The organism is Sulfitobacter sp. JL08, from assembly GCF_003352045.1.
In the GTDB taxonomy this organism is placed as follows: domain Bacteria; phylum Pseudomonadota; class Alphaproteobacteria; order Rhodobacterales; family Rhodobacteraceae; genus JL08.
In genome coordinates, this window is sequence record NZ_CP025815.1 from 2,761,287 (window position 1) to 2,783,897 (window position 22,611).

Sequence of the window (22,611 nt, forward strand, 5' to 3'; positions counted from 1 at the left end):
CGTGTGATTTGAGTTTGTATTGCTTTGCGTTAAAGCTGCGCGGCTATTTTTGAAATTTCCGATGTGTCGTCATGCGCCGCCCAGTCCCTGACTGCTGCGCCGAACGCCTCGAAAAGGGGGCGCGATACGGGATCGTTGCAGGCGTCCCATTCCGGATGCCACTGAACCGACAGGGTAAAGCCCTTGGCACCTTGTATATAGATCGCCTCGGGCGTGCCATCAGGCGCGTATCCGTCGATTACGATATCCTTGCCCGGTGTCTTGATACCCTGCCCGTGCAAGGTGTTTGTCATCACTTCGGTGGCGCCCATAACACCGTGGAATACTCCGTTTTCTGTAAACCGCACCTTGTGGCGCAGTTCGAATTTTTCTTCCAACGTGCCATCGGGCGGCATGCGGTGGTTCATTCGCCCCGGCAAATCCCGGATTTCCGGATAAAGCGTTCCCCCCATCGCGACATTCACCTCTTGAAAACCGCGGCACACACCCAGAAACGGCTGCCCGCGCGCCACACAGGCGCGCACCAGTGGCAGCACAATAGCATCACGCGCGCGATCAAACGTACCATGTGCTTCGGTTTCCGCCTCGCCATATTCCTCGGGATGCACGTTCGGGCGTCCACCTGTCAGCATGAAACCGTCGCATACGTCCAAAAGCTCATCCACCGATACAAACCGGGGATCGGCCGGGATCAGCATGGGCAGACAGCCGGACACATCGGCAATCGCAGCCGAATTCATCGTCCCGCCCGCGTGGGCCGGATACTGGTCATTCAGCAGATACTGATTTGAAATAATGCCGACAATCGGGCGCTGCGGGCTGCGACGGACCATGATTTTCCCTGTTATGGACTTCACGCGCTTATAAAATGCCTTTTAACCCTATGCCAGTGGCTTCGTGCGCACACGCGCGTGTGCCCAATTGCACAATGGCGGGTTCCAACCCGGTTAAAGCTCGGCCAAACCCTGCTTGCAGCGGATGCGCAATCTTTCTACCGTCTGCGCGTTCCCAGCCCGAAAGGTTCCCCATGAAAGACGCTGCCCCAGAAACAATTTACCTGAGCGATTATGAACCTTTCGGATATCTTGTGGATGCGGTTCACCTGACCTTTGATCTGTCGCCTCATGCCACCAAAGTAGCCAGCCGGATCCAGTTTCGCCCCAATCCCGATGCAAAGGACCGCACGTTCTTCCTGCACGGCGAAGACCTCACGCTGATCCGCGCCAGCATTGACGGCACCAAAGTCGATCCCGAATGCACGGACGACGGGCTGAGATGCCCCGTTCCGGACGCCCCGTTTATCTGGGAAGCCGAGGTCGAGATTGATCCGGCCTCAAACACGGCACTGGAGGGCCTTTATCAATCCAGCGGCATGTATTGCACCCAGTGCGAGGCGCAGGGGTTTCGCAAGATCACCTACTATCCGGATCGCCCCGACGTGATGTCCGTGTTTACCGTACGCATAAATGGCCCCCACCCCGTTCTGCTGTCCAACGGCAACCCTGTCGGGGCCGGCGACGGATGGGCCGAATGGCATGATCCGTGGCCCAAACCCGCCTATCTTTTTGCTTTGGTTGCCGGTGATCTGGTGAACCATCCCGATACGTTTACAACGATGACTGGAAAAAAGGTCGCGCTGAACATCTGGGTGCGTGCCGATGATCTGCACAAATGTGCGTTTGGCATGGAAGCCCTGAAAAAATCCATGAAGTGGGACGAAGACGTTTACGGCCGCGAATATGATCTGGACGTATTCAACATCGTGGCGGTGGACGATTTCAACATGGCGGCGATGGAGAACAAGGGGCTGAACATCTTCAACTCCTCAGCCGTTCTGGCCAGCCCGGAAACATCGACCGACACAAATTTCGAACGGATCGAAGCGATCATCGCCCATGAATATTTCCACAACTGGACGGGCAACCGCATCACCTGCCGCGACTGGTTCCAACTGTGCTTGAAAGAAGGATTGACGGTATACCGCGACGCCCAGTTCACGTCCGATGTACGCAGTGCTCCGGTAAAACGCATCACCGATGTGATTGATCTGCGCGCGCGCCAGTTTCCCGAAGATAACGGTCCGCTGGCGCATCCGGTACGCCCGGAAAGCTTTCAGGAAATCAACAACTTCTATACCGCAACTGTATACGAAAAAGGCGCCGAGGTGATCGGCATGCTGAAAACACTGGTCGGGGATGAGGCCTATGGCAAGGCGCTTGATCTTTATTTCAAACGCCATGACGGTGACGCCGCCACGATCGAGGATTGGCTGAAAGTGTTCGAAGATGTCACAGGTCGCGACCTGTCACAGTTCAAACGCTGGTATTCACAGGCCGGAACACCGCGCCTGTCCGTCGAAGAAGATTTCAAAGATGGGGTTTTTACCCTTACCTTTCAACAGGATACAAAGCCAAGTTCTACTACGCCCGACCCGCAGCCACAGGTTATTCCCATTGCTGTCGGTCTGCTGGGCCAGAACGGTGACGAGGTACAGGAAACACAGGTTCTGGAAATGACGCAGGCGCGCCAGTCCTTTTCCTTCAAAGGGCTTGCCACGCGCCCCGTTGCATCGATCTTGCGCGGCTTTTCGGCGCCGGTCATCCTGTCCCACCCCGAGGGCGAGGCGCAACGCGGTTTCCTGCTGGCCCATGACACCGACCCATTCAACCGGTGGGAAGCGGGACGCGCCTTGGCGCGCGCCGCCCTGAGCGACATGATTCTGAAAGACGCGCCCCCCGACACCACCTTTCTTGCCGGGATGGCGGCCGTGTTGCGCGACGACAGTGTTGACCCGGCAACCCGTGCCCTGATGCTGGGACTGCCCAGCCAGTCCGATATGGCCACCAGTCTGCACGACACCGGGCATGTGCCTGACCCGCAAGCGATCTGGGCAGCCAGCGAAACGATGAAGCAGGCTATCTCGCAATATAATCAGGATCTTCTGCCACGACTCTACAGTGAAATGCATATTGACGCCCCCTATTCGCCGGATGCCGATCAGGTCGGCAAACGCGCGTTGCAGGGGGCTGTTCTTGCACTGATGTCGCGCCTTGACGGTGGCGCGCAGGCGGCGCGGCAGTTCGAATCCGCGGATAATATGACTCAACAATTGTCGGCTCTTGCCTGTTTGCTGAATTCCGGAAAAGGGATCGCGGAAACACAAGCGTTCTACGACCAGTGGAAACACGACCGTCTGGTGATCGACAAATGGTTCAGCCTGCAAATCATCCAGTCCACGCCGCACCAGACCGTGGAAATCACGAAGAACCTGACGAAACATGCTGATTTCAATTGGAAAAACCCCAACAGGTTCCGTGCCACACTGGGTGCTTTGTCAATGCATCACGCAGGGTTTCATCAACAGGACGGCAGCGGGTATGCGCTGCTGGCCGACTGGCTGATCAAACTGGATGCGGCCAATCCGCAGACAACCGCCCGCATGACCAGCGCGTTCCAGACATGGCGCCGCTATGACAGCAAACGTCAGGATCATGTGCGCGCCCAGCTTGACCGAATCGCGGCAACGCCCGATCTGTCGCGCGACACACATGAAATGATCAGCCGGATCAGGGGGGCATGACACAACCCGCCCCCTTCCGGCATGTCAATTACGGGCGCAACCACCGCACCGCAACAATCGTGATTGCGATCTATTTCGTCCTGATTGCAGCCGTAATTCTGGTGGATGCGGCATGGTGGCTAATGGCCATTCTGGCGGCCTTTACTCTGCCGGCGCTGTGGGATCTGTTCACCAACCGCGCGGCGGGTGTCGAACTCGACGAGACAACCCTGTCCTGGTTCACCGGAAAGCGCAGGGCCGATATGGCGCTGCAGGATATCGACCACATGCGCTTTGACACAAGGCTGGATTTTTCAGTGCGCGTCAGCGCAGTGACGCCGGCACGCAAAAAGATCAGACTGCCTTATGAAAGCCTGCCACCACACCAGATATTCGAACAGGCGCTGAGCGCACAGGGGGTGCGGGTCGAACGACATCACTTCTCTCTGATGTGAATGCCCGGCAGATCAGCGATCGCCACCCGTGCCCGTGCGTTCACGCGGACGCACGGACTGAAGCGGGCGGCAATAGGTTTGTTTGCCGAGCCATGCCTGCATGTCAGCGCGCTTGTTGGCATTGCGCATCGGCCCCCAATCGGCAGCGACACCGCCCCAGCGCCCGCCTTTGGTTGCAACGACACCGTCACGCGGCACCGTCACGGCCATGATCCGAACCGCGCAACTGACATTGGATGCGCCGTCTTTCAGGTCCTGCCCCGAACGGGCAGCGCAACCATATCCCCGCGCGGTCGATGGCTGGATTTGCAGCAATCCGAACCAGCGCCCGCCGCCGCCCACGGCATAGGGCCTGTAGGTGCTTTCATGTTTCGCCAGCGCAGACAGAAACCCGACCCAGAATGCCTGCCGCTGGGCCAGATCCGCCTCCGGATAGGCGGGGCACCAGTCTTTGATATCAACGGGTTCCGATTGCGCGAGCGCCGCACCATGCGTTCTAAGCGCCGCCAGCGCGCCCCGTGTCCAGATATCTGACCCTTGTTGGTATTCCCAACGGGTCCGCGGTAGATTCGCTTCACGTACCAGCGGGCGCACCAACCCATCCTCTGTCGACGCCAGCAACGGCGCTGTCGATGCCAGCCCCAAAGCACCGGCAATGACCAGATAAAGAACGCGTTCAATCATCAACGCCAGTATTCCCTTGTCCGCAGGGCAGCGCAATTGAAAACCCGGGCAGGTCAACCGCCCTTTCAATTGCCAGATATCACCCCAGTTGCGCCTTTTTTAGGCCTGATTGCACAGGCAAAACCCTGCCCTGTACCCAGTTAAGATTATCAATGAGTTGGATGTTACCGAAATGCGCGATCTAAGGCTTAGTTTTTCTGTTTTGCGCAATGCAATTGCGCCGGTTTCCGCTTGTATGGAAACTGCAAAAGCCGCGATGCCCGCCCGAAACCGGGCGGCACAACCTGTTTGCCACAGTGCAGAACCCATCGACTTTCAGGTCAAGCGCAACATTGCCGATCATCTGAACATTCCCGTTGTCGAAGCAACATCGGAACATGCCGAACGCACGGCGTTTCAGAACAAGGGCCAGAAACTGGCGCGACAGGAAGACTGGGAAACGCTGTCGCAGCTGATTTTCGATGCCGATCAGACCCGTGCGAAAACACGCGGCGGCATGCCGGTTGCCGATCTGTTGATGTACGGGGCGCGGGCCGATGTTGTTCTTGCCGCCGAACATGCCTTGTTTGACGGGAAACCCGCCAGCGGCGCACCTATTCTTGATGGCATCGAAGCGCTGGAACAGGTGCTGGACGAACATCCAGACAATTATCCGGTCGCCCTGATTGTCGCGCACGCACATTTGGATATGGGGTGGGCGTGGCGCGGTACAGGCTGGCTGACCGAACTCAAACCGCAAAACCGCGAGGCGTTCGCCGCCCATTTTGACCGCGCAACCGGAATTCTGAACCAGTTTTCCGGTCTGGAACCGCTTAGCCCCGCGCTTGCTGCGGCGCGCTGTGCGTTGCTGGCAGGCTATCCCAATTCCCGCACCCGCGTCGCGGACGATTACGAAGCGCTGATTGATCTTGATCCGAAAAACCCGCACCACATGCGTGCCATGGGCAACCATCTGCTGCCCCGCTGGTTCGGATCACTGGCCCAGCTGGAACTTGAGGCCCGTCGCACCGCGTCGCGCACCATCGATATCTGGGGCGCTGGCGCCTATACGTGGTCGTATTTCGATGCTGTCGTGATCGACGATGCCGCTTGCGCACAGGTCGAGGTGGAATTCTTCATTGAAGGGCTGCATGACATTCTGGCCCACGCCCCCGACCAGCACACCGTGAACCTGCTGGCCGCCTATTGCGCGGTTGCCGTTCGCGCCGGATGCGGCAGCGCGGACGAGGTGGACCTGGTGCGTCATCAACTGATCGATTGCGCCGATTGGATCATTCGCGACCATATGACAGAAATCCATCCACTGGTCTGGGCTCATGCCACCACCGGCTTTGACAACTCGGCACGGGTGCGTTCCATGCGCAATTTTGCCGAACACGGACGCCGCAACGCGCTGGACGTGATTGCCACATTGTTCCGCGATGATATCGCCCGCGGGCATCAGGTGACCTTTACACCCTCTGGTCCGATGGTCAGCGCCGCCTGACCGCTCTTGCCCTGATGCGCGCCCTGCCCTAGAACCCACATCGTTGCGAGATGATGAGGCAGACCATGCTGGACCACACCTACGAGGCCCCGACCCCCAAACGGATAGCCGGTGCCAAACACGACTGGGAACTGGTGATCGGGATGGAGGTGCACGCCCAGGTCACCTCGAACGCGAAACTGTTTTCCGGCGCGTCCACCAAATTCGGGGCGGAACCCAATGCCAATGTGGCCTTTGTGGATGCCGCGATGCCGGGCATGCTGCCGGTGATCAACCGATTCTGTGTCGAACAGGCGGTGCGCACCGGGTTGGGCCTGAACGCGCATATCAACCTGAATTCAGCCTTTGACCGCAAGAACTACTTTTATCCCGATCTGCCGCAGGGCTATCAGATTTCGCAATTGTATCACCCCATCGTAGGCGAGGGCGAAGTGCTGGTGGAAATGGGCGAAGGCAAGGCGCGTCTGGTCCGGGTAGAGCGCATCCATCTGGAACAGGATGCCGGAAAATCGATCCACGACATGGATCCGAACATGTCTTTCGTCGATCTGAACCGCACCGGCGTGGCGCTGATGGAAATCGTCAGCCGGCCCGATATTCGCGGCCCCGAAGAGGCCGCAGCCTATATCACCAAACTGCGCCAGATCCTGCGCTATCTGGGAACGTGTAACGGAGATATGCAATCGGGCGCGATGCGTGCGGACGTGAACGTATCGATTTGCCTGCCCGGCCAATACGAAAAATACATGGAAACACAGGATTTTTCGCATCTGGGCACGCGTTGTGAAATCAAGAACATGAACTCGATGCGGTTTATCCAACAAGCCATCGAAGTCGAGGCCCGCCGGCAGATCGCCATCGTCGAAGCCGGTGGCAAGGTCGATCAGGAAACCCGCCTTTATGATCCGGACAAGGGCGAAACCCGTTCAATGCGGTCCAAGGAAGAGGCGCATGATTATCGCTACTTCCCCGACCCCGACCTGTTGCCTTTGGACATCGAACAAAGCTGGGTGGACGAAATCAAGGCGGGCCTGCCCGAACTGCCCGATGCAAAGAAGGCAAGGTTCATCACTGAATTCGGCCTGTCCGATTACGATGCATCGGTTCTGACCGCCGATGTCGAAGCCGCGGCCTTTTTCGAAAAAACCGCAGACGGGCGCGACGGGAAAATGGCCGCGAACTGGGTCATCAACGAACTGTTCGGTCGGTTGAAAAAAGATGACCGCGACATTGACGCAAGCCCTGTCAGCCCGGATCAGCTGGGCGGCATTATCACGCTGATTTCCAAGGGCGACATCAGCGGCAAGATCGCCAAGGAAGTCTTTGAAATCGCCTACACGACAGGTCGCGATCCGGTCGAGATCGTCGAGACGGAAGGGATGAAGCAGGTCACGGACACAGGCGCCATCGAAGCGGCTGTGGATGCCGTGATTGCCGATAACCCTGCGCAGGTCGAAAAGGCCAAGGCCAATCCGAAACTTGCAGGCTGGTTCGTGGGTCAGGTGATGAAGGCAACCGGCGGCAAGGCCAATCCGGCGGCGGTGAACAAACTGGTCAGCGAAAAACTGGGCCTGTGATCGGACAGGGCACCGCAAACACTTGGCGCATGCAGCACCGTTTGCTATGACGCCGTTCTATCCCTTCAAGGCTTAACCCATGCCCCACTACGAGTACAAAGTTGTTCCTGCCCCGACCAAAGGCCTTAAGGCGCGCGGGTTGAAAACGCCTGAATCGCGGTTTGCAAATGCGTTACAGCACCTGATGAACGACATGGGCAGCGACGGATGGGAATTTCAGCGGGCCGAAACCCTGCCCAGCCGCGAACGCAGTGGATTGACCAGCTCTGTCACGACCTATCGCAACGTGCTGGTGTTTCGTCGTGCGCGTTCCGGTGATCTGGAAGAGTTCAAACCGGTTGTGCTGAAAATGGCTGACGACGCGGAAGTCGCGGCGCCAGAACCCGTGACGCCCGCAGAGCCCGAGGTTGCACAAGACCCGGAAAGGCCGGCAGGACAGCCGGGCGCGACCAAGATGCTAAGCGACAATGGCGTCGAAGAACTGTCGGAAGTCGCGGGCATGACCGAAGCCCTGAAAAAACGCGCCGGTCAGAAAAAACCTGCTGAATAAAGCCTGTCTAGACGCCGATATCCAACGCCAGTGCGTGAATACGCGCAATAAGCGCAGGCCCAAGCGCGGCATGAACCGCCCGGTGACGCGCCACCCGCGATTGCCCCTTGAATGCGTCGGCGCGGATCATCACATTGAAATGGCTCTGCCCGCCTTCCTGATATCCACTGTGGCCGCGATGCGCCTCGCTGTCATCCACAACCTCAAGCGCGGTGGGCGAAAAGGTCTGTTCAAGGCGATCGTGGATTTCATCCCGCACCAGAACCGGCACAACGCCAGCTGCATCCAATTTATCTGTCATTTTTTGAACCTGACCCCTTCAATCTGACTGTGTTTACTTTAAACTCTCTGGGCCGAGTCGGAAAGAGGACCACGAAAATGAACAAGAACGATCCGTTTGGATTTGACATGTCTGTGTCTTCGGCCAAGAAGAAAAATCCGCGGGGCCGCCGCGGAATGTCGGGTGCCTCTGAAACATCGGTCCGTCTGTGCGAACATGAAGGCTGCGAAGAGCCGGGAAAATACCGTGCGCCCAAAGCACCGGATGTTCTGGACGATTATTTCTGGTTCTGCCAACAGCACGTGCGCGAATACAATCTGAAATGGAATTTCTTCCACGGCACGACCGAGGCTGAAATCAATGCGCAGCAATCCAAGGACAAGGTTTGGGAACGTGAAACCAAACCGATGAAAGACCCCGAGGCGCGCGCCTGGGCACGTTTGGGCATTGAAGACCCGCATCAGGTTCTGGGTGCGAATGCCACGCAGAACCCCGGCAAAGGGGTCAGCAACAGCCGCAAACTGCCGCCCACCGAACGCCGCGCCGTCGAAATTCTGGAAGCCAAGGATCACTGGACAAAGACCGAGGTTCGCAAAGCCTACAAGGCGCTGATCAAGGTCTTGCACCCGGATATGAACGGGGGTGATCGCAGCCAGGAAGAACAGTTGCAGGAAGTCGTCTGGGCATGGGATCAGCTAAAGGTCAGCCGTAACTTCAAAGACTGATAACCGGCCTGCGCCCACCGGGCGCTTGGCTGACCTGTACAGTTCGGGATCGTCACACTACGGCGATCCTTATGGGGGCACCCCTTGCGGGGACAGCGTTATTTTCCACCCCCCTTCCCCTTGCCCTGCTTCGCGATATGTTGCACCACGGAAACTGCACAAATGACGCCCCGTTCCGGGGATATTTTACAAGGATAAGACAGATGGCGGACGGCTCGATCGATATCAATGCAAAACCGACCGAGACGATTTCGGTGCGCGATGTATTCGGCATCGACACAGACATGACCGTCAAAGGGTTTTCGGATACATCCGATCGGGTTCCGCTACTGGACAGCACCTATAAATTCGATCCAGATACCACGCTGGCCATTCTTGCGGGGTTTTCACACAACCGGCGTGTGATGATCCAAGGCTATCACGGCACCGGAAAATCCACCCATATCGAACAGGTCGCCGCGCGGCTGAACTGGCCCACGGTACGGGTGAATCTGGATAGCCACATCAGCCGGATCGATCTGATCGGCAAAGACGCGATCAAACTGCGCGACGGCGTTCAGGTGACAGAATTTCAAGAAGGCATCCTGCCATGGGCGCTGCGCACACCAACGGCCATCGTGTTCGATGAATATGATGCCGGCCGCGCAGACGTGATGTTCGTGATCCAGCGCGTGCTGGAAGTTGACGGAAAACTGACCCTGCTGGACCAGAACAAGGTGCTGGACCCGCACCCCTATTTCCGCCTGTTTGCCACTGCCAACACTGTTGGTCTGGGCGATACAACCGGGCTTTATCATGGCACACAACAGATCAACCAGGGCCAGATGGACCGCTGGTCACTGGTGGCAACGCTGAATTATCTGAGCATCGAGGCCGAAACCGCCATCGTTCTGGCGAAGAACCCGCATTACAACAGCGACAAGGGTCGCAAGACGATCAAACAGATGGTCACAGTCGCCGATCTGACGCGCACCGCCTTCATGTCGGGCGATCTGAGCACGGTCATGTCACCGCGCACTGTGATTGCCTGGGCGCAGAATGCCGAAATTTTCCGCAATGTCGGCTATGCGTTTCGCCTGTCGTTCCTGAACAAATGCGACGAACTGGAACGCCAGACCGTGGCCGAGTTCTACCAGCGCCTGTTCGACGAGGAACTGCCCGAAAGCGCGGCCAGCGCGAGCCTGGGATGACGCGATTTGCGCGCATGATACCAGCGCTGCCGCGCACCGTCATTGACGCATCGGGGCCCGTAGCGACGGGTGCCCGTTTTACATACCGGCCCGGAAGATGAGCAAACCAACCGACAACCCTGCCGATCCGTTCAAGAAAGCGCTGGCCGAGGCGACCAAGGTCATGGCGCATGATCCGGAATTGAGCGTCAGCTATACGGTTGATCCATCTGGCCTGTCGGGCGATGCGATGCGCCTGCCACAAGTCAGCCGCCGGATGACACGCGACGAGGTGCTTCTGGCACGCGGCACAGCCGACGCGCTGGCACTGAACCGGCGCTATCACAATGACAGCACCCATGCGCGCTACGCCCCGCCCGGAGAAATGGCGCGCGAACTTTACGAAGCGATGGAAACTGCCCGCTGCGAAGCGATGGGCGCGCGCGATATGCCCGGCACCGCAGGCAATATCGACGCCAAGATCGCCCATGAGGCGACGCGCAAGGGCTATGAGGACTGCAAGCAGCCATCAGACGCGCCGCTTTCCGTGGCCGCCGGTTACCTGATCCGCCATCTGGCCACCGGGCGCACATTGCCCGCCGGCGCGCAGAACGTAATGGAACTGTGGCGTGGCTTTATCGAAGAACAGGCCGGCGGCACGCTGGACAACCTGCAAGACACCCTGTCGGATCAGGCATCCTTTGCCAAGTTCGCGCGGCAGGTTATTTCCGATCTGGGCTATGGCGACCAGTTGGGCGACGACCCCGACCAACTGGATGATGAAAACGAAAACGAAGCCGAAGACGGCGGCGAAGAAGAACAGGATCCCGACAGCACCGGCGATCAGGACGACGACGATCAGGACGCCGAAGCCAGCGCCGAGCAAAGCCAGGAAGACCAGCAGGACGCGTCACAGGCGCAGGTCAGCATGGACGAAATGGCCGACGAAGAGATGGGCGAAGAAGCGGAAATGCCCGAAGGCGAAGCCCCGCTGGAGCCGCCCGCCCCGCAACCGATTTCAGACGCCGACCCCAATTATACCGTATATCTGAGCGATCACGACGAAGAAATCGCCGCCGAGGATCTGGCCGAACCGGTCGAACTGGAACGGCTGCGCGCTTATCTGGATCAGCAACTGGAACCCCTGAAAGGCGCGGTGTCGCGGCTGGCCAACAAATTGCAGCGACGCCTTCAGGCGCAACAGAACCGGTCCTGGGAATTTGATCGCGAAGAAGGTATTCTGGATGCCGGTCGTCTGGCCCGTGTCGTGGCAAGCCCGACAACGCCCCTGTCCTTCAAGGTCGAAAAAGACACCGAGTTCCGCGATACCGTGGTGACCCTTTTGCTGGACAATTCCGGATCAATGCGCGGACGCCCAATTTCGATTGCCGCGATCTGCGCCGATGTTCTGGCCCGGACACTGGAACGCTGCAACGTCAAGGTGGAGATCCTCGGCTTTACCACCCGCGCATGGAAAGGCGGGCAGGCCCGCGAAGCGTGGCTGGCCAATGGCCGCCCCGGACAACCCGGCCGCCTGAACGATCTGCGCCACATCATCTATAAATCCGCCGATGCACCCTGGCGGCGCACACGGCCGAATTTGGGCCTGATGATGAAGGAAGGTTTGCTGAAGGAAAACATCGATGGCGAAGCGCTGGAATGGGCCCACCGCCGGATGCAGGGTCGTGCGGAATCGCGCAAGATCCTGATGGTAATCTCGGATGGCGCGCCGGTCGATGATTCCACCCTGTCGGTCAACCCGGCCAACTATCTGGAAAAACACCTGCGCGATGTGATCGCGATGGTAGAGCGTCGCCGTGCGGTCGAGCTTTTGGCGATCGGCATCGGCCACGATGTCACCCGCTATTATGACCGGGCCGTGACAATCACCGATGTTGAACAGCTTGCCGGGGCCATGACGGAACAACTGGCCGCCCTGTTTGACAATGATCCACGGGCGCGGGCGCGCGTCATGGGTATCCGGCGCGCGGGCTGATGGCGCCGGAGCCTCCGGCGGAAGTATTTATGAAAAGATGAAGGGGTTGGGATGTTTCAAAGTTTTGAGGTGACCGCCCGGCCCGAACAGGGGCCACCCCGATTGGCCGACTTGCGTGCAGAAATGCAAAAGGCAGGGCTGGACGGCTTTCTGGTGCCACGCGCAGATGCGCATCAGGGCGAATACGTGGCCCCGCATGACGAGCGGCTGGCCTGGCTGACCGGGTTTACCGGATCTGCCGGATTTTGCGCCGTTCTGGCAAAGAACGCCGGTGTTTTCATCGACGGACGCTATCGCACTCAGGTCAAGGCGCAGGTGGCCGATGTGTTCACGCCGGTACCATGGCCGGAAACAAGCCTTGCCGACTGGCTGAAAGACACCCTGCCCGACGCCGGCAAGGTCGGGTTTGATCCCTGGCTTCACACCGTGAACCAGATCAAACAAAGTACAGAGGCGCTGGTGGGCAGCGGTATCGCTTTGTGCCCCTGCGAGAATCTGGTGGACCGGATCTGGCCGGATCAGCCGGTGCCGCCGATGAACCCTGTCAAACCGCAACCGCTGGAATATGCAGGTGAACGCCACGGGGACAAGATCGCGCGGCTGGCGGCATCCCTTAAGGACAAGGGCTGCAAGGCTGCCGTGATCACGCTGCCAGATTCGATCATGTGGCTTTTGAACATTCGCGGCAGTGATATTCCACGCAATCCGGTGGCGCATGGCTTTGCGGTTCTGCATGAAGACGCGCGCGTTGACTTCTTTGTGCATGAGGACAAACGCGGAAACATTGCCGATCATCTGGGCCCTGCCGTTCGCCTGATGGATCCGGACCGGTTTCTGGCCCATATCGCCACCCTGGACGGCCCTGTTCTGCTTGATGCGGGCAGCGCGCCGGTGGCGGTGGAACAGACATTGCAGAATGCAAAGATCGATATCGTGCCGGGGGATGATCCCTGCGCGCTGCCCAAGGCCCGCAAAAACGCCACCGAAATCGCCGGCAGCGCCGAGGCCCATCTGCGCGATGCGGTTGCGATGGTCGAGCTGCTTGCCTGGCTGGATGCGCAACCGCCCGGCACATTGCGGGAAACCGATGTTGTGACCCGTCTGGAACAGGCGCGCCGCGCCAGCAATGCCTTGCAGGACATCAGTTTCGAAACCATTGCCGGCACCGGTGCAAACGGCGCGATCATGCATTACCGCGTCACGACCGAAACCGACAGCGTTCTGAAAGACGGCGATTTTCTGGTGCTGGACAGTGGCGGCCAGTATCTGGATGGCACAACAGACATCACCCGAACCATTTCGATCGGAACTGTAGAGGAAGAACCAAGGCGCTGCTTTACGCGCGTCTTGCAGGGTATGATCGCAATGTCGCGACTGCGCTGGCCCAAAGGCCTGGCCGGTCGCGATATCGAGGCGATCGGGCGTTTGCCGTTGTGGCAGGCAGGGCAGGATTTTGATCACGGTCTTGGGCACGGGGTAGGCGTATATCTGAGCGTACATGAAGGGCCGCAGCGCCTGAGCCGTGTCAGCCACGTGCCCCTTGAACCCGGCATGATCCTGTCGAACGAGCCGGGTTATTACCGCGAAGGCGCGTTTGGTATCCGGATCGAGAACCTGTTGGTGGTGGAAACAGCCCCCGACATGCCGAGCGCGGACACGCACCGCAAAATGCTGCACTGGCAGACCCTGACCTATGTGCCCATAGACCGCCGCGCGATCATTGCCGAGATGCTGAGCGAAGCCGAACGCGACTGGCTGAACAGCTACCACCGCAGCGTTGCGGAAAAAGTGGGGCCGCGTCTGGGCAAGTCCGCGAAAACATGGTTGGATACCGCAACGGCCCCGATCTGACACCGTAATGTCGCATCACAGGGCCACTATCTGAGAGATTGAAGTCTGCAAGAAAGGTTCTGACCGTTATGGCTGATCACATAAGAATTCGCAAAGCACCGGGGCGCTGGTCGGTCCGCGCAGGCGGTGCCGTTCTGGCAGAAAGCGCAAATGCCCTTGAACTGTCCGAGGGCGATTACCCGCCTGTGATCTATTTTCCAAAATCCGATATCGCCATGGCGATGCTGGACCAGTCCGATCATAGCACCCATTGCCCGCACAAAGGTGATGCGACCTATTACGCCATCGCCAGCCGCAGCGCGACATACAAGAATGCCGCTTGGTCTTATGATGCGCCCATGGAAGATGTGGCGCGCATCAAGGACCATATTGCGTTTTACAATAATGACGACGTCACCGTGGAACAGATCTAAATCGCGCCACGGCGTGCACTGGTCAGGAATGTTCTTCGGCCGCTGTGTCGGCAAGTGCCCTGTTATAGGCCTTCAGCGCATCGACATGGAACAACGCCCCGCTCAATTCCGGCGGGGCATCTTCACCCTGCAACGTGACCACCGGAATGAAAGCGGCGCCCGATTTTTCGAACACCGGCATCGCAGCCTCAAGCGTGGCATTTCCATCGACATAGATGCCATCCCTGATCATGTCCCAGCACTGGCTTTCATCAATGCCGCGTTCGTCGTGCATGTTGCGCATCACCGTTGCGACGCGGAACATCGCCAGAAGATAGGCTTGCGGACCGGCAGCCAGATGGATGTTGCGCCGTTCCAGCTGGGTCAGGAAAAACGACCGGTCGACCAGACGGGACGCCAGCGCCGTGGACAGCGACACCGACACCATAACTGCAATTCCGGTTTGCCAGTCACCGGTCAGTTCGAACACGATCAGCGTTGTTGATATCGGCGCCCCCAGAACCGCAGCCGCAACAGCACCGGTGCCCGCCAGCGCATAAAGCGTGGTCGACCCCGACACATCGGGCAAAATGCCTGTGGCAACCAGACCAAAAGCCAGACCTGTCAGCGCACCCACCATAAGAGATGGCGAAAACACCCCGCCCCCCATGCGCCCGGCCATGGTCACTGCCACCGCGATGGTTTTCAGAACCGCGAACACCACCGCCTCGTGAAAGGCTAGCTCTCCGTTCAGGGCCAGCGATGTCGTTTCGTATCCGACGCCGATGATGTGAGGAAACCAGATGGCCAGCGCGCCAAGCAACGCCCCCGCGACAGCCGGGCGCAGCCAGCGCGGCAATCCTGTCTTGTTCTGGATATAGGTGCCAACGTCTTCGGCCCAGAAAACGGCTTTCATCAGGGCAACGGCCACCAGCCCGCACAACAGCCCCAAAAGCAGGAACGCCGGCAATTCGACGTAAAACTGCAATGCGCCCTCCAGCGGGCGGGCGAATTCGGTGACGTTGCCAAACTCAAGCCGGTTGATCACGGTACCGGCGACAGAGGCGATGACAATTGGCGCGAAGGCATGGACCGCAAAATGGCGCAACACAACCTCGAGCGCGAACAGGGTTCCCGCAATGGGCGCGTTGAAACTGGCTGACACCGCTGCCGCGACGGCGCAGCCCAGCAAATCGCGCCCGGTTATGCCGTCAGCCTGAATCCGGTTGCTGACCCATGTCGAAATGACGCCGGCCATGTGAACAACCGGACCTTCCCGCCCCGTTGATCCACCCGAACTAAGCGTCACGAGAGAGGCAAAGGCCGATGCGATCCCGGCTTTGGTTTCAACCCTGCCGTCCTGCATCGCAGCACCTTCGATCACGTCGGCGACAGACCGGACACGCCCGTCCGGCGTAAACCGGTGCAGGACAAGCCCGACAATCAAGCCGCCGACAATCGGAATAATCAGCACCCAGTACCATGGCAGGCCCGACGCAAAGCTGTGCAAATGCTGCACATCGTCCGTCCCGTATAGCAGCGCCTGAAGGCTTTCGATGGCTTTGCGAAACGTCAACGCCGCAAAACCGGCCCCGATCCCGATCAGCAAGGCAATGAACCAGAACTGTATCTGGCTGGGCCCGCGATCCAGCATGATCCGCCACACGTCCTTGCTGGCCTTTTTTGCCTGGTCCATCTGCTGGGACAAAAAAGAACGCGCTGGATCAGACATCTGGAGCTTACATCAGGAAACCTGTGCCAAGACTAAGCAAATATGAACGGGGCGCGATAGCCCCGTTGGCTCTAATAGCGTGAAACTGCGGCCAAAATCGCACCTTTGATCCGGCCACAGCTATATTGCGGGTTCAGCGCGTTTCACACCGGTTGATTGACACACCGTAACAATCCTGGCTTTGCACTTGTGCGGCCGCCCCGTTCAGGTCGATGAAGCCGAACTGGCCCACGATATCCCGTGGAATCTGTTCATCATCCGGTGCGCCCTGATCATCACGACCGGCAGGTTCATTGGCAGATGGGCCGGCAGACGGACCGGCAGACGGTCCCGCCGGATCATTGGACGGACCAGTGTCACCGGGCGAATCATCGGCGCCGATAAACGCGCCAGAGGCGGTTGCCAAGCATGCAAAAACAATGACATAGGGGATGGTGCGGGTGGCGGACAGTATCCGCAGTGGTACTGATACAAACATTACAAAACTCGCTTACAAACACAAAAAACTACTACACTCTTAACGGTAGTCCCTGCGATGGCCTTTGGTCAACCCAATATTTTGACACAATAGGTGCACATTTCTGACACAATCGGCGCCGAACACACCCGCCAAGCGTTATCCGGCCAGCAGAACCCGCGCCGCGCCGCGTGCTTCGTCCGTGATGGAATCGCCGGCCAGCATGCGCGCGATCTCGTCAACACGCGCGTCCTGAGGCAAGGCAACGACTGTCGATGTCGTCATGCCGCCCTTGACCTGTTTTTCAACGCGCCAGTGATGCGCGCCCAGGGCCGCAACCTGCGGTGAATGCGTGACAACCAGAACCTGCCCGTCCTCGGCCAACGCTGATAGCCGCCGCCCGACCGCATCTGCGGTCGCGCCGCCAACGCCACGGTCGATTTCATCGAAAATCATCGTCACGCCACTGTTCTGGCCGGTCAGGCAAACCTTTAGCGCCAGCAGAAACCGGCTGAGTTCCCCACCCGAAGCAATGCGCGCCAGAGGGCCAGCCGGGGCACCGGGGTTTGTGGCCACGGAAAAAGCGACAAGATCAATACCGTCCGGCCCAGGATCGGCCGAACTGACCTGCGTTTCAAACACGGCCCTGTCCATTTTCAGCGGTGCCAGTTCGGACATGACCGCCTTGTCCAGCTTCCCGGCCGCTTTCTTGCGCGCGCCGCTCAGGCGTTCGGCGGCTTGGGTATAATCGGATTGCGCACTTGATAGCGCTTTTTTCAACGCTGCCAGATCGGCATCACCCGCATCCAGCGCAGCCAGTTTCTGGCGCAGCGTGTCCCCGAACAATCCCAGATCATCCGGCAATATATCGTGTTTGCGCGCCAGTGCGCGGATCGCAAACAACCGTTCTTCGGTTTCCTCCAGATCGACCGGGTTGAAAGACAAAACATCCAGAGCACGGGCAATCCCGTCCGTCGCTTCGTCCAGTTCAACCATCGCGCGGCCCAATGCCGAAAGCGGTGCATCCAGATGGCCTTCGGCTTTGTCGGCGACCCCGTCCAGCCAGCGCATCGCATTGCCGACAGCGCCTTCTGCACCGTCATGTCCCAGAGCATCATGGGCGCGCTGGACGTCTTCGCGGATTTTTTCCGCGCCCTGCATCAACCGGCGCGCAGCATCAAGTGCCCTGTCTTCGCCTGCCTGCGGATCAAGCGCGTCCAGTTCTGCCATTGCGTGGCGCAGATATTCTTCTTCATCGCGTGCGGCTGCCAGCGCGGCTTCGGCCAGTTCAACCGCCTTGCGCGCCTTGCCCAGCACAGACCACAGGGATCGCAATCTGGCGCGGTCGTCTTCCAGCCCGGCGAAACTGTCCAGCAGATCGCGGTGCCCCCGCGGGTTCAACAGGCCGCGATCATCGTGCTGGCCATGCAATTCCACCAGCGTTTCCGACAACAGGCGCAGCACATCACCCGAACAGCGCCGGTCATTGACCCAAGCAGTCTTGCGCCCGTCCGATGTATTCACCCGCCGCAGGATCAGTTCCGGCCCCGCAGGCAATCCCGCCTCTTGCAGAACGGCGTGCGCGGCGTGCCCCTCCGGCAGATCGAACCAGGCAGTCACTTCGCCCTGTTCGGCCCCCTGACGCACAAGTTCGGCGCGCCCGCGCCACCCAAGGACAAAGCCCAGCGAATCCAGCAGAATGGATTTTCCCGCGCCGGTTTCGCCAGTCAGCACATTCAGGCCCGGCTGGAAGGCAAGTTCCAGACGGTCGATGATCAGCATATCCCTGATATCAAGGCCGCGCAGCATGGTGTTTATCGATTATCCAAAGACGGCATCACCGCCATCAAATCCATTCGCCTTTGATTGTCTGGCGATAGACCTGCGACAACCAGTTGTTGCCGCGCGCATTGGGCGAAAGCCCCTGCCCTGTCAGCAGGTTGTAGCTGTCCTGATACCATTCCGTCGATTGGTAGTTATAGCCCAGAATGGCGCCTGCGGATTGTGCTTCATCCGTCAGACCAAGCGCCAGATAGGCTTCGACCAGACGATGCAACGCCTCGGCGGTGTGGCTTGTTGTCTGGAAATCCTCGACCACAACACGGAACCGGTTGATCGCGGCGGTATAGTGATCCCGACGCAGGTAATAGCGCCCGATTTCCATTTCCTTGGCCGCCAGATGATCAAACGCAAGATCGAATTTCAGAATCGCCGCTGTTGCGTATTCACTGTCGGGATACCGTTCGATCACAGCGCGCAAGGATTGCAGCGCCTGAAACGTCAGCCCCTGATCGCGTCCGATTTCGTCGATCTGATCATAGTAGCTAAGCGCAAGAAGATATTGCGCATAGGCAGCATCATCATCGGCGGGATAGAAATCGATAAACCGTTGTGCCGCGGACCGGCTGTTGGGGTAATCCTGTTCCTGATGGTAGGAAAACGCCTGCATGATCAATGCACGTTTGGCCCAGTCGGAATACGGGTACAGCCGTTCGATTTCGGAAAAATAGAACGCCGCCTGTTCGCCGCGGTTCCGGCTAAGTTCGTATTCGCCGCGACCGAAAATCTGTTCGGGGGTGTAGTTTTCCAGCGGCACATCATTATTGCGCAGCAACCTAATACCGTCACCGCCACAGGCAGTTAGGACCACGGTCAAAAGCACCGCACCGATCACCTTTGTCCGGGATCCGCCTGTCATGCCTGTTTCCTTACCGCCATTGCTATTAATTGTTCAGCCTTTGGTCTTACGCGTCCTAGCACATAAAATTCCGGTGCAAAACGCCTTAGACTCAAATGTTATACGAGTGTCTGACAAAGGTCGCAATTGCTGTCTGGGGTTTGGAAAAAAGGCTGTTTGCCAAAATCAGGCAACGGCGGGAATTTCGTCCCAAACAACGCCGACGCCGGGCAGTTTCGCCGTCATTTCAGGATCACATTCCACCAGACGCACGGCGCCGGGCGTTTCAAAAAGCGCCCGCAGCAGGGTGTTGGTCAGCGAGTGGCCCGCGCGGACACCCTGATAATGGCCAAGAATCGGTGCTCCGGCCAGCGCCAGATCACCCAGCGCATCCAGCATCTTGTGGCGCACGGCCTCGTCCGCGTGGCGAAAACCACCCGGCGACAAAACTTCGGCACCATCGACAACAACCGCATTTTGCAGTGTTCCGCCAAGGGCAAGCCCGTTGGCGTGCATCACATCCACGTCAGCCTGCCGGCAGAACGTACGGCTGTCGCACAGTTCGCGGACAAACGATCCGTTTGCCATATTCATCGACTTGACCTGACGTCCTATCGCCTGATCAACGAAATCTATTTCAAAATCGATTTTAAGCGCATTGGCGGGTGACAGTGTTGCGCGGGCATCCCCCTGCTGAACACACACGGGTTTCAACACCTGCAAAGCGCGAACCGGTGCCGATTGGCGTTGCAGACCACGGCCGATGAACCCCCGCACAAACAATGCCGACGACCCGTCAAGGATCGGCACTTCGGGGCCATTCAACTCGATCAGGGCATTGTGGATACCACAGCCGGCCAACGCCGCCATCAGGTGTTCAACCGTCGAAACGGACACTCCGGAAGCGTTTTCCAGTTTGGTACACAAGGGAGAGCGGTTTACCGCATCCCACAACGCAGGGATCATCCGGTCGCCCAAGGCGATATCCGTGCGGCGGAACCAGATACCGTGATTGGCGAATGCGGGCTTTACCACCATACGCACATTGCGACCGGTATGCAGGCCAACGCCTTCAAAGATCACTTCGGATTTTAAAGTGTTTTGCACTTAATGCCCCTGGCACAGATACGCCGCTGCTTCTTGTTGTTAAAGGTAACTAAGCAGGCAACCCGAAAGCCTCAACTCAATCTTTGTAACGGACTGAAACATGCGCGTCAGGCTTCGGCAGTTCCCTGCCTACATCATTCTAAATATTTGTTTTTAATAAGAAAAGGGCCGCCAAGCGGCGACCCCTTGAAACAGAATTGTGACAAAAATCAGTTGGCTTGACGCCGCAGGAACGCCGGAATCTCGATCCGTTCCTGATCCTGATCAGCCGCTTCCTGTGCCTGTTGGGACGGGCGCGGCTGGTGCGCTTGCGCCTGCTGAACTGGCGGTTGGGTCCGCATCGGCTGACCGCCGCGTTCGCCGGACTGCTCGTGCGCGTGACCTGTCATGCGGTTGATCAGCGAATTAATTCCAAAGCGCGGGCGCTCGGCTTCGCCACCTGCCGCACGGGGTTCCTGACGCTGGGCAACTTCCTGCGGGGCACTGTGGCCAGAAGGACGTTTCTGCACAGCATCGCGCAACCGTTTCATCGCTTCGGGCGATGGCGTGCCCGGCGCGGGTGCGCGCGGCGCTACGAACGATTCCATATCGTCATGCATCGTTTCCTGCTGCGGTTCGAACTCGGCCACTTTCGGCTGATAGGCCGGCATTGGCAGACCGTCATCTGTGGCTTCTTCAGCTTCCTCGGCAACAAATGCGTCGGCCTGTTCTTCCTCGGCAACGTTTGTGTTGAAATCGTCGAACAGTTGCGGTTCTTCGGTGGTTTCGGCCGCCACGGCGACTTCGGGCTGTTCAACGACCTGTTCCGGCGCGTCTTGCGCCTTTTCGACAGGGGCAGACGGACGCAGCGGCGCCGACATCGGGCGGCGCGGTACCGGCACTTCGGTGTGCAAATCAACGGCATCGATGCCTGTCGCAACAACAGACACGCGCATGATACCTTCCATTGCGGTATCCAATGTCGAACCGACAATGATATTGGCCTCGGAATCCACTTCTTCGCGGATGCGGTTCGCGGCTTCGTCCAGTTCGAACAACGTCAGATCATGGCTGCCGGTGATATTGATCAGCACGCCTTTCGCGCCACGCAGGCTGATTTCGTCCAGCAGCGGGTTGGCAATGGCCTTTTCGGCGGCCTGAATGGCGCGATCTTCGCCTTCCGCCTCGCCGGTACCCATCATCGCCTTGCCCATCTCGTCCATCACGGCGCGGACATCGGCAAAATCAAGGTTGATCAGACCGGGACGCACCATCAGATCGGTCACGCCTTTCACGCCCTGATACAAGACATCATCTGCCATGCTGAACGCTTCGGTAAAGGTTGTTTTTTCATTGGCCAGACGGAACAGGTTCTGGTTCGGAATGATGATCAGCGTGTCAACGACCTTTTGCAGCGCCTCAACGCCATCTTCGGCCTGACGCATCCGTTTGCCACCTTCGAACTGGAACGGTTTGGTCACGACACCGACAGTCAGAACACCCAGCTCGCGCGCAGCCTGCGCAATAATCGGTGCCGCCCCGGTTCCGGTACCGCCGCCCATGCCAGCCGTGATAAAGCACATATGCGCGCCGGCAAGATGATCGACAATCTGTTCGATGCTTTCTTCTGCAGCGGCAGCACCCACTGAAGCACGTGCACCGGCGCCCAGACCTTCGGTCACTTTGATCCCAAGCTGGACCCGGCTGGTTGCATTGCTTTGCTGCAAGGCCTGCGCATCAGTGTTGGCAACAACGAAATCAACCCCGTCCAGCTGCTTTTCGATCATGTTGTTGACCGCATTGCCACCTGCCCCACCAACGCCAAAAACGGTAATCCGTGGCTTGAGGTCTTCTTGTCCGGGCATTGAAAGGTTGAGTGTCATGGTTACTGTCCGCCTGTGCTGCTGACCCGCAATTACGGGTGTTTTTTTACCT

Annotated in this window: 19 protein-coding genes; 10 read left to right on the forward strand and 9 right to left on the reverse strand. The window is 58.7% G+C overall.

Features of this window, described 5'->3' with window-relative positions:
• Positions 1-29 precede the first annotated feature (29 nt).
• Positions 30-833 (reverse strand): gamma-glutamyl-gamma-aminobutyrate hydrolase family protein, encoded by an 804-nt coding sequence (locus C1J05_RS13565; RefSeq protein ID WP_114870722.1) that lies wholly within the window; start codon positions 831-833, stop codon positions 30-32.
• 194 nt (positions 834-1,027) lie between these two features.
• Between C1J05_RS13565 and pepN the strand changes: the two genes are divergently transcribed.
• Both pepN and C1J05_RS13575 read left to right on the forward strand, forming a co-directional pair.
• Positions 1,028-3,580 carry an aminopeptidase N gene (gene pepN / locus C1J05_RS13570; protein WP_114870723.1) on the forward strand — a complete coding sequence of 851 codons (2,553 nt, stop codon included), beginning with the start codon at positions 1,028-1,030 and terminating at the stop codon, positions 3,578-3,580.
• Positions 3,577-4,014 carry a hypothetical protein gene (locus C1J05_RS13575; RefSeq protein ID WP_254684601.1) on the forward strand — a complete coding sequence of 146 codons (438 nt, stop codon included), beginning with the start codon at positions 3,577-3,579 and terminating at the stop codon, positions 4,012-4,014. The genes pepN and C1J05_RS13575 overlap by 4 nt, the downstream gene beginning before the upstream one ends.
• Before the next feature lie 12 nt (positions 4,015-4,026).
• On the opposite strand, the gene C1J05_RS13580 is transcribed toward C1J05_RS13575, so the two are convergent.
• Positions 4,027-4,698, reverse strand: a complete 672-nt coding sequence (locus tag C1J05_RS13580) for a transglycosylase SLT domain-containing protein (protein ID WP_114872318.1) — start codon at positions 4,696-4,698, stop codon at positions 4,027-4,029.
• Positions 4,699-4,933: 235 nt separating this feature from the next.
• On the opposite strand from C1J05_RS13580, the gene C1J05_RS13585 reads away from it, so the two are divergent.
• The 3 genes from C1J05_RS13585 to C1J05_RS13595 all read left to right on the forward strand — a co-directional run bounded on the left by C1J05_RS13585 (position 4,934) and on the right by C1J05_RS13595 (position 8,311).
• The gene (locus C1J05_RS13585; protein WP_114870724.1) at positions 4,934-6,184 is read left to right on the forward strand and encodes a hypothetical protein; all 1,251 of its coding nucleotides are present in this window, start codon (positions 4,934-4,936) and stop codon (positions 6,182-6,184) included.
• A gap of 65 nt (positions 6,185-6,249) precedes the next feature.
• Positions 6,250-7,761: an Asp-tRNA(Asn)/Glu-tRNA(Gln) amidotransferase subunit GatB gene (gatB, locus tag C1J05_RS13590; protein ID WP_114870725.1), complete on the forward strand. Its 1,512-nt coding sequence runs from the start codon at positions 6,250-6,252 to the stop codon at positions 7,759-7,761.
• Positions 7,762-7,840: 79 nt separating this feature from the next.
• Entirely contained in the window at positions 7,841-8,311 is a 471-nt protein-coding gene (locus tag C1J05_RS13595) for a DUF4177 domain-containing protein (protein ID WP_114870726.1), read from the forward strand.
• A gap of 7 nt (positions 8,312-8,318) precedes the next feature.
• On the opposite strand, the gene C1J05_RS13600 is transcribed toward C1J05_RS13595, so the two are convergent.
• Positions 8,319-8,612, reverse strand: coding sequence for a BolA family protein (locus tag C1J05_RS13600; protein ID WP_114870727.1), 294 nt, complete (start codon positions 8,610-8,612; stop codon positions 8,319-8,321).
• Between the two features lie 77 nt (positions 8,613-8,689).
• Here C1J05_RS13600 and C1J05_RS13605 point away from each other — a divergent pair, with 77 nt between their 5' ends.
• The 5 genes from C1J05_RS13605 to C1J05_RS13625 all read left to right on the forward strand — a co-directional run bounded on the left by C1J05_RS13605 (position 8,690) and on the right by C1J05_RS13625 (position 14,745).
• Positions 8,690-9,316, forward strand: a complete 627-nt coding sequence (locus C1J05_RS13605) for a DnaJ domain-containing protein (RefSeq protein ID WP_114870728.1) — start codon at positions 8,690-8,692, stop codon at positions 9,314-9,316.
• Between the two features lie 203 nt (positions 9,317-9,519).
• Complete coding sequence (gene cobS, locus C1J05_RS13610; protein WP_114870729.1) at positions 9,520-10,506, forward strand: cobaltochelatase subunit CobS; 987 nt, start codon at positions 9,520-9,522, stop codon at positions 10,504-10,506.
• 97 nt (positions 10,507-10,603) lie between these two features.
• Complete coding sequence (gene cobT / locus C1J05_RS13615; protein WP_114870730.1) at positions 10,604-12,481, forward strand: cobaltochelatase subunit CobT; 1,878 nt, start codon at positions 10,604-10,606, stop codon at positions 12,479-12,481.
• Between the two features lie 51 nt (positions 12,482-12,532).
• Positions 12,533-14,332, forward strand: a complete 1,800-nt coding sequence (locus C1J05_RS13620; protein WP_114870731.1) for an aminopeptidase P family protein — start codon at positions 12,533-12,535, stop codon at positions 14,330-14,332.
• Positions 14,333-14,400: 68 nt separating this feature from the next.
• Positions 14,401-14,745, forward strand: a complete 345-nt coding sequence (locus tag C1J05_RS13625; RefSeq protein WP_114870732.1) for a DUF427 domain-containing protein — start codon at positions 14,401-14,403, stop codon at positions 14,743-14,745.
• A 22-nt stretch (positions 14,746-14,767) separates the two neighbouring features.
• Here the strand turns inward: C1J05_RS13625 and C1J05_RS13630 are convergent, their stop codons facing one another.
• The 6 genes from C1J05_RS13630 to ftsZ form a co-directional block, all read right to left on the reverse strand.
• Entirely contained in the window at positions 14,768-16,420 is a 1,653-nt protein-coding gene (locus C1J05_RS13630) for a chloride channel protein (protein ID WP_441351666.1), read from the reverse strand.
• A gap of 169 nt (positions 16,421-16,589) precedes the next feature.
• A complete protein-coding gene (locus tag C1J05_RS13635) occupies positions 16,590-16,934 on the reverse strand; it encodes a hypothetical protein (RefSeq protein WP_114870734.1) in 345 nt (114 codons plus the stop codon).
• Positions 16,935-17,072: 138 nt separating this feature from the next.
• Positions 17,073-18,722: a DNA repair protein RecN gene (gene recN / locus C1J05_RS13640; RefSeq protein ID WP_114870735.1), complete on the reverse strand. Its 1,650-nt coding sequence runs from the start codon at positions 18,720-18,722 to the stop codon at positions 17,073-17,075.
• Positions 18,723-18,759: 37 nt separating this feature from the next.
• A complete protein-coding gene (locus tag C1J05_RS13645) occupies positions 18,760-19,611 on the reverse strand; it encodes an outer membrane protein assembly factor BamD (RefSeq protein WP_114870736.1) in 852 nt (283 codons plus the stop codon).
• Positions 19,612-19,776: 165 nt separating this feature from the next.
• Positions 19,777-20,697 (reverse strand): UDP-3-O-acyl-N-acetylglucosamine deacetylase, encoded by a 921-nt coding sequence (gene lpxC / locus C1J05_RS13650; protein ID WP_114870737.1) that lies wholly within the window; start codon positions 20,695-20,697, stop codon positions 19,777-19,779.
• Between the two features lie 209 nt (positions 20,698-20,906).
• Positions 20,907-22,559 (reverse strand): cell division protein FtsZ, encoded by a 1,653-nt coding sequence (gene ftsZ, locus C1J05_RS13655; protein ID WP_114870738.1) that lies wholly within the window; start codon positions 22,557-22,559, stop codon positions 20,907-20,909.
• Between the last annotated feature and the right edge of the window lie 52 nt (positions 22,560-22,611).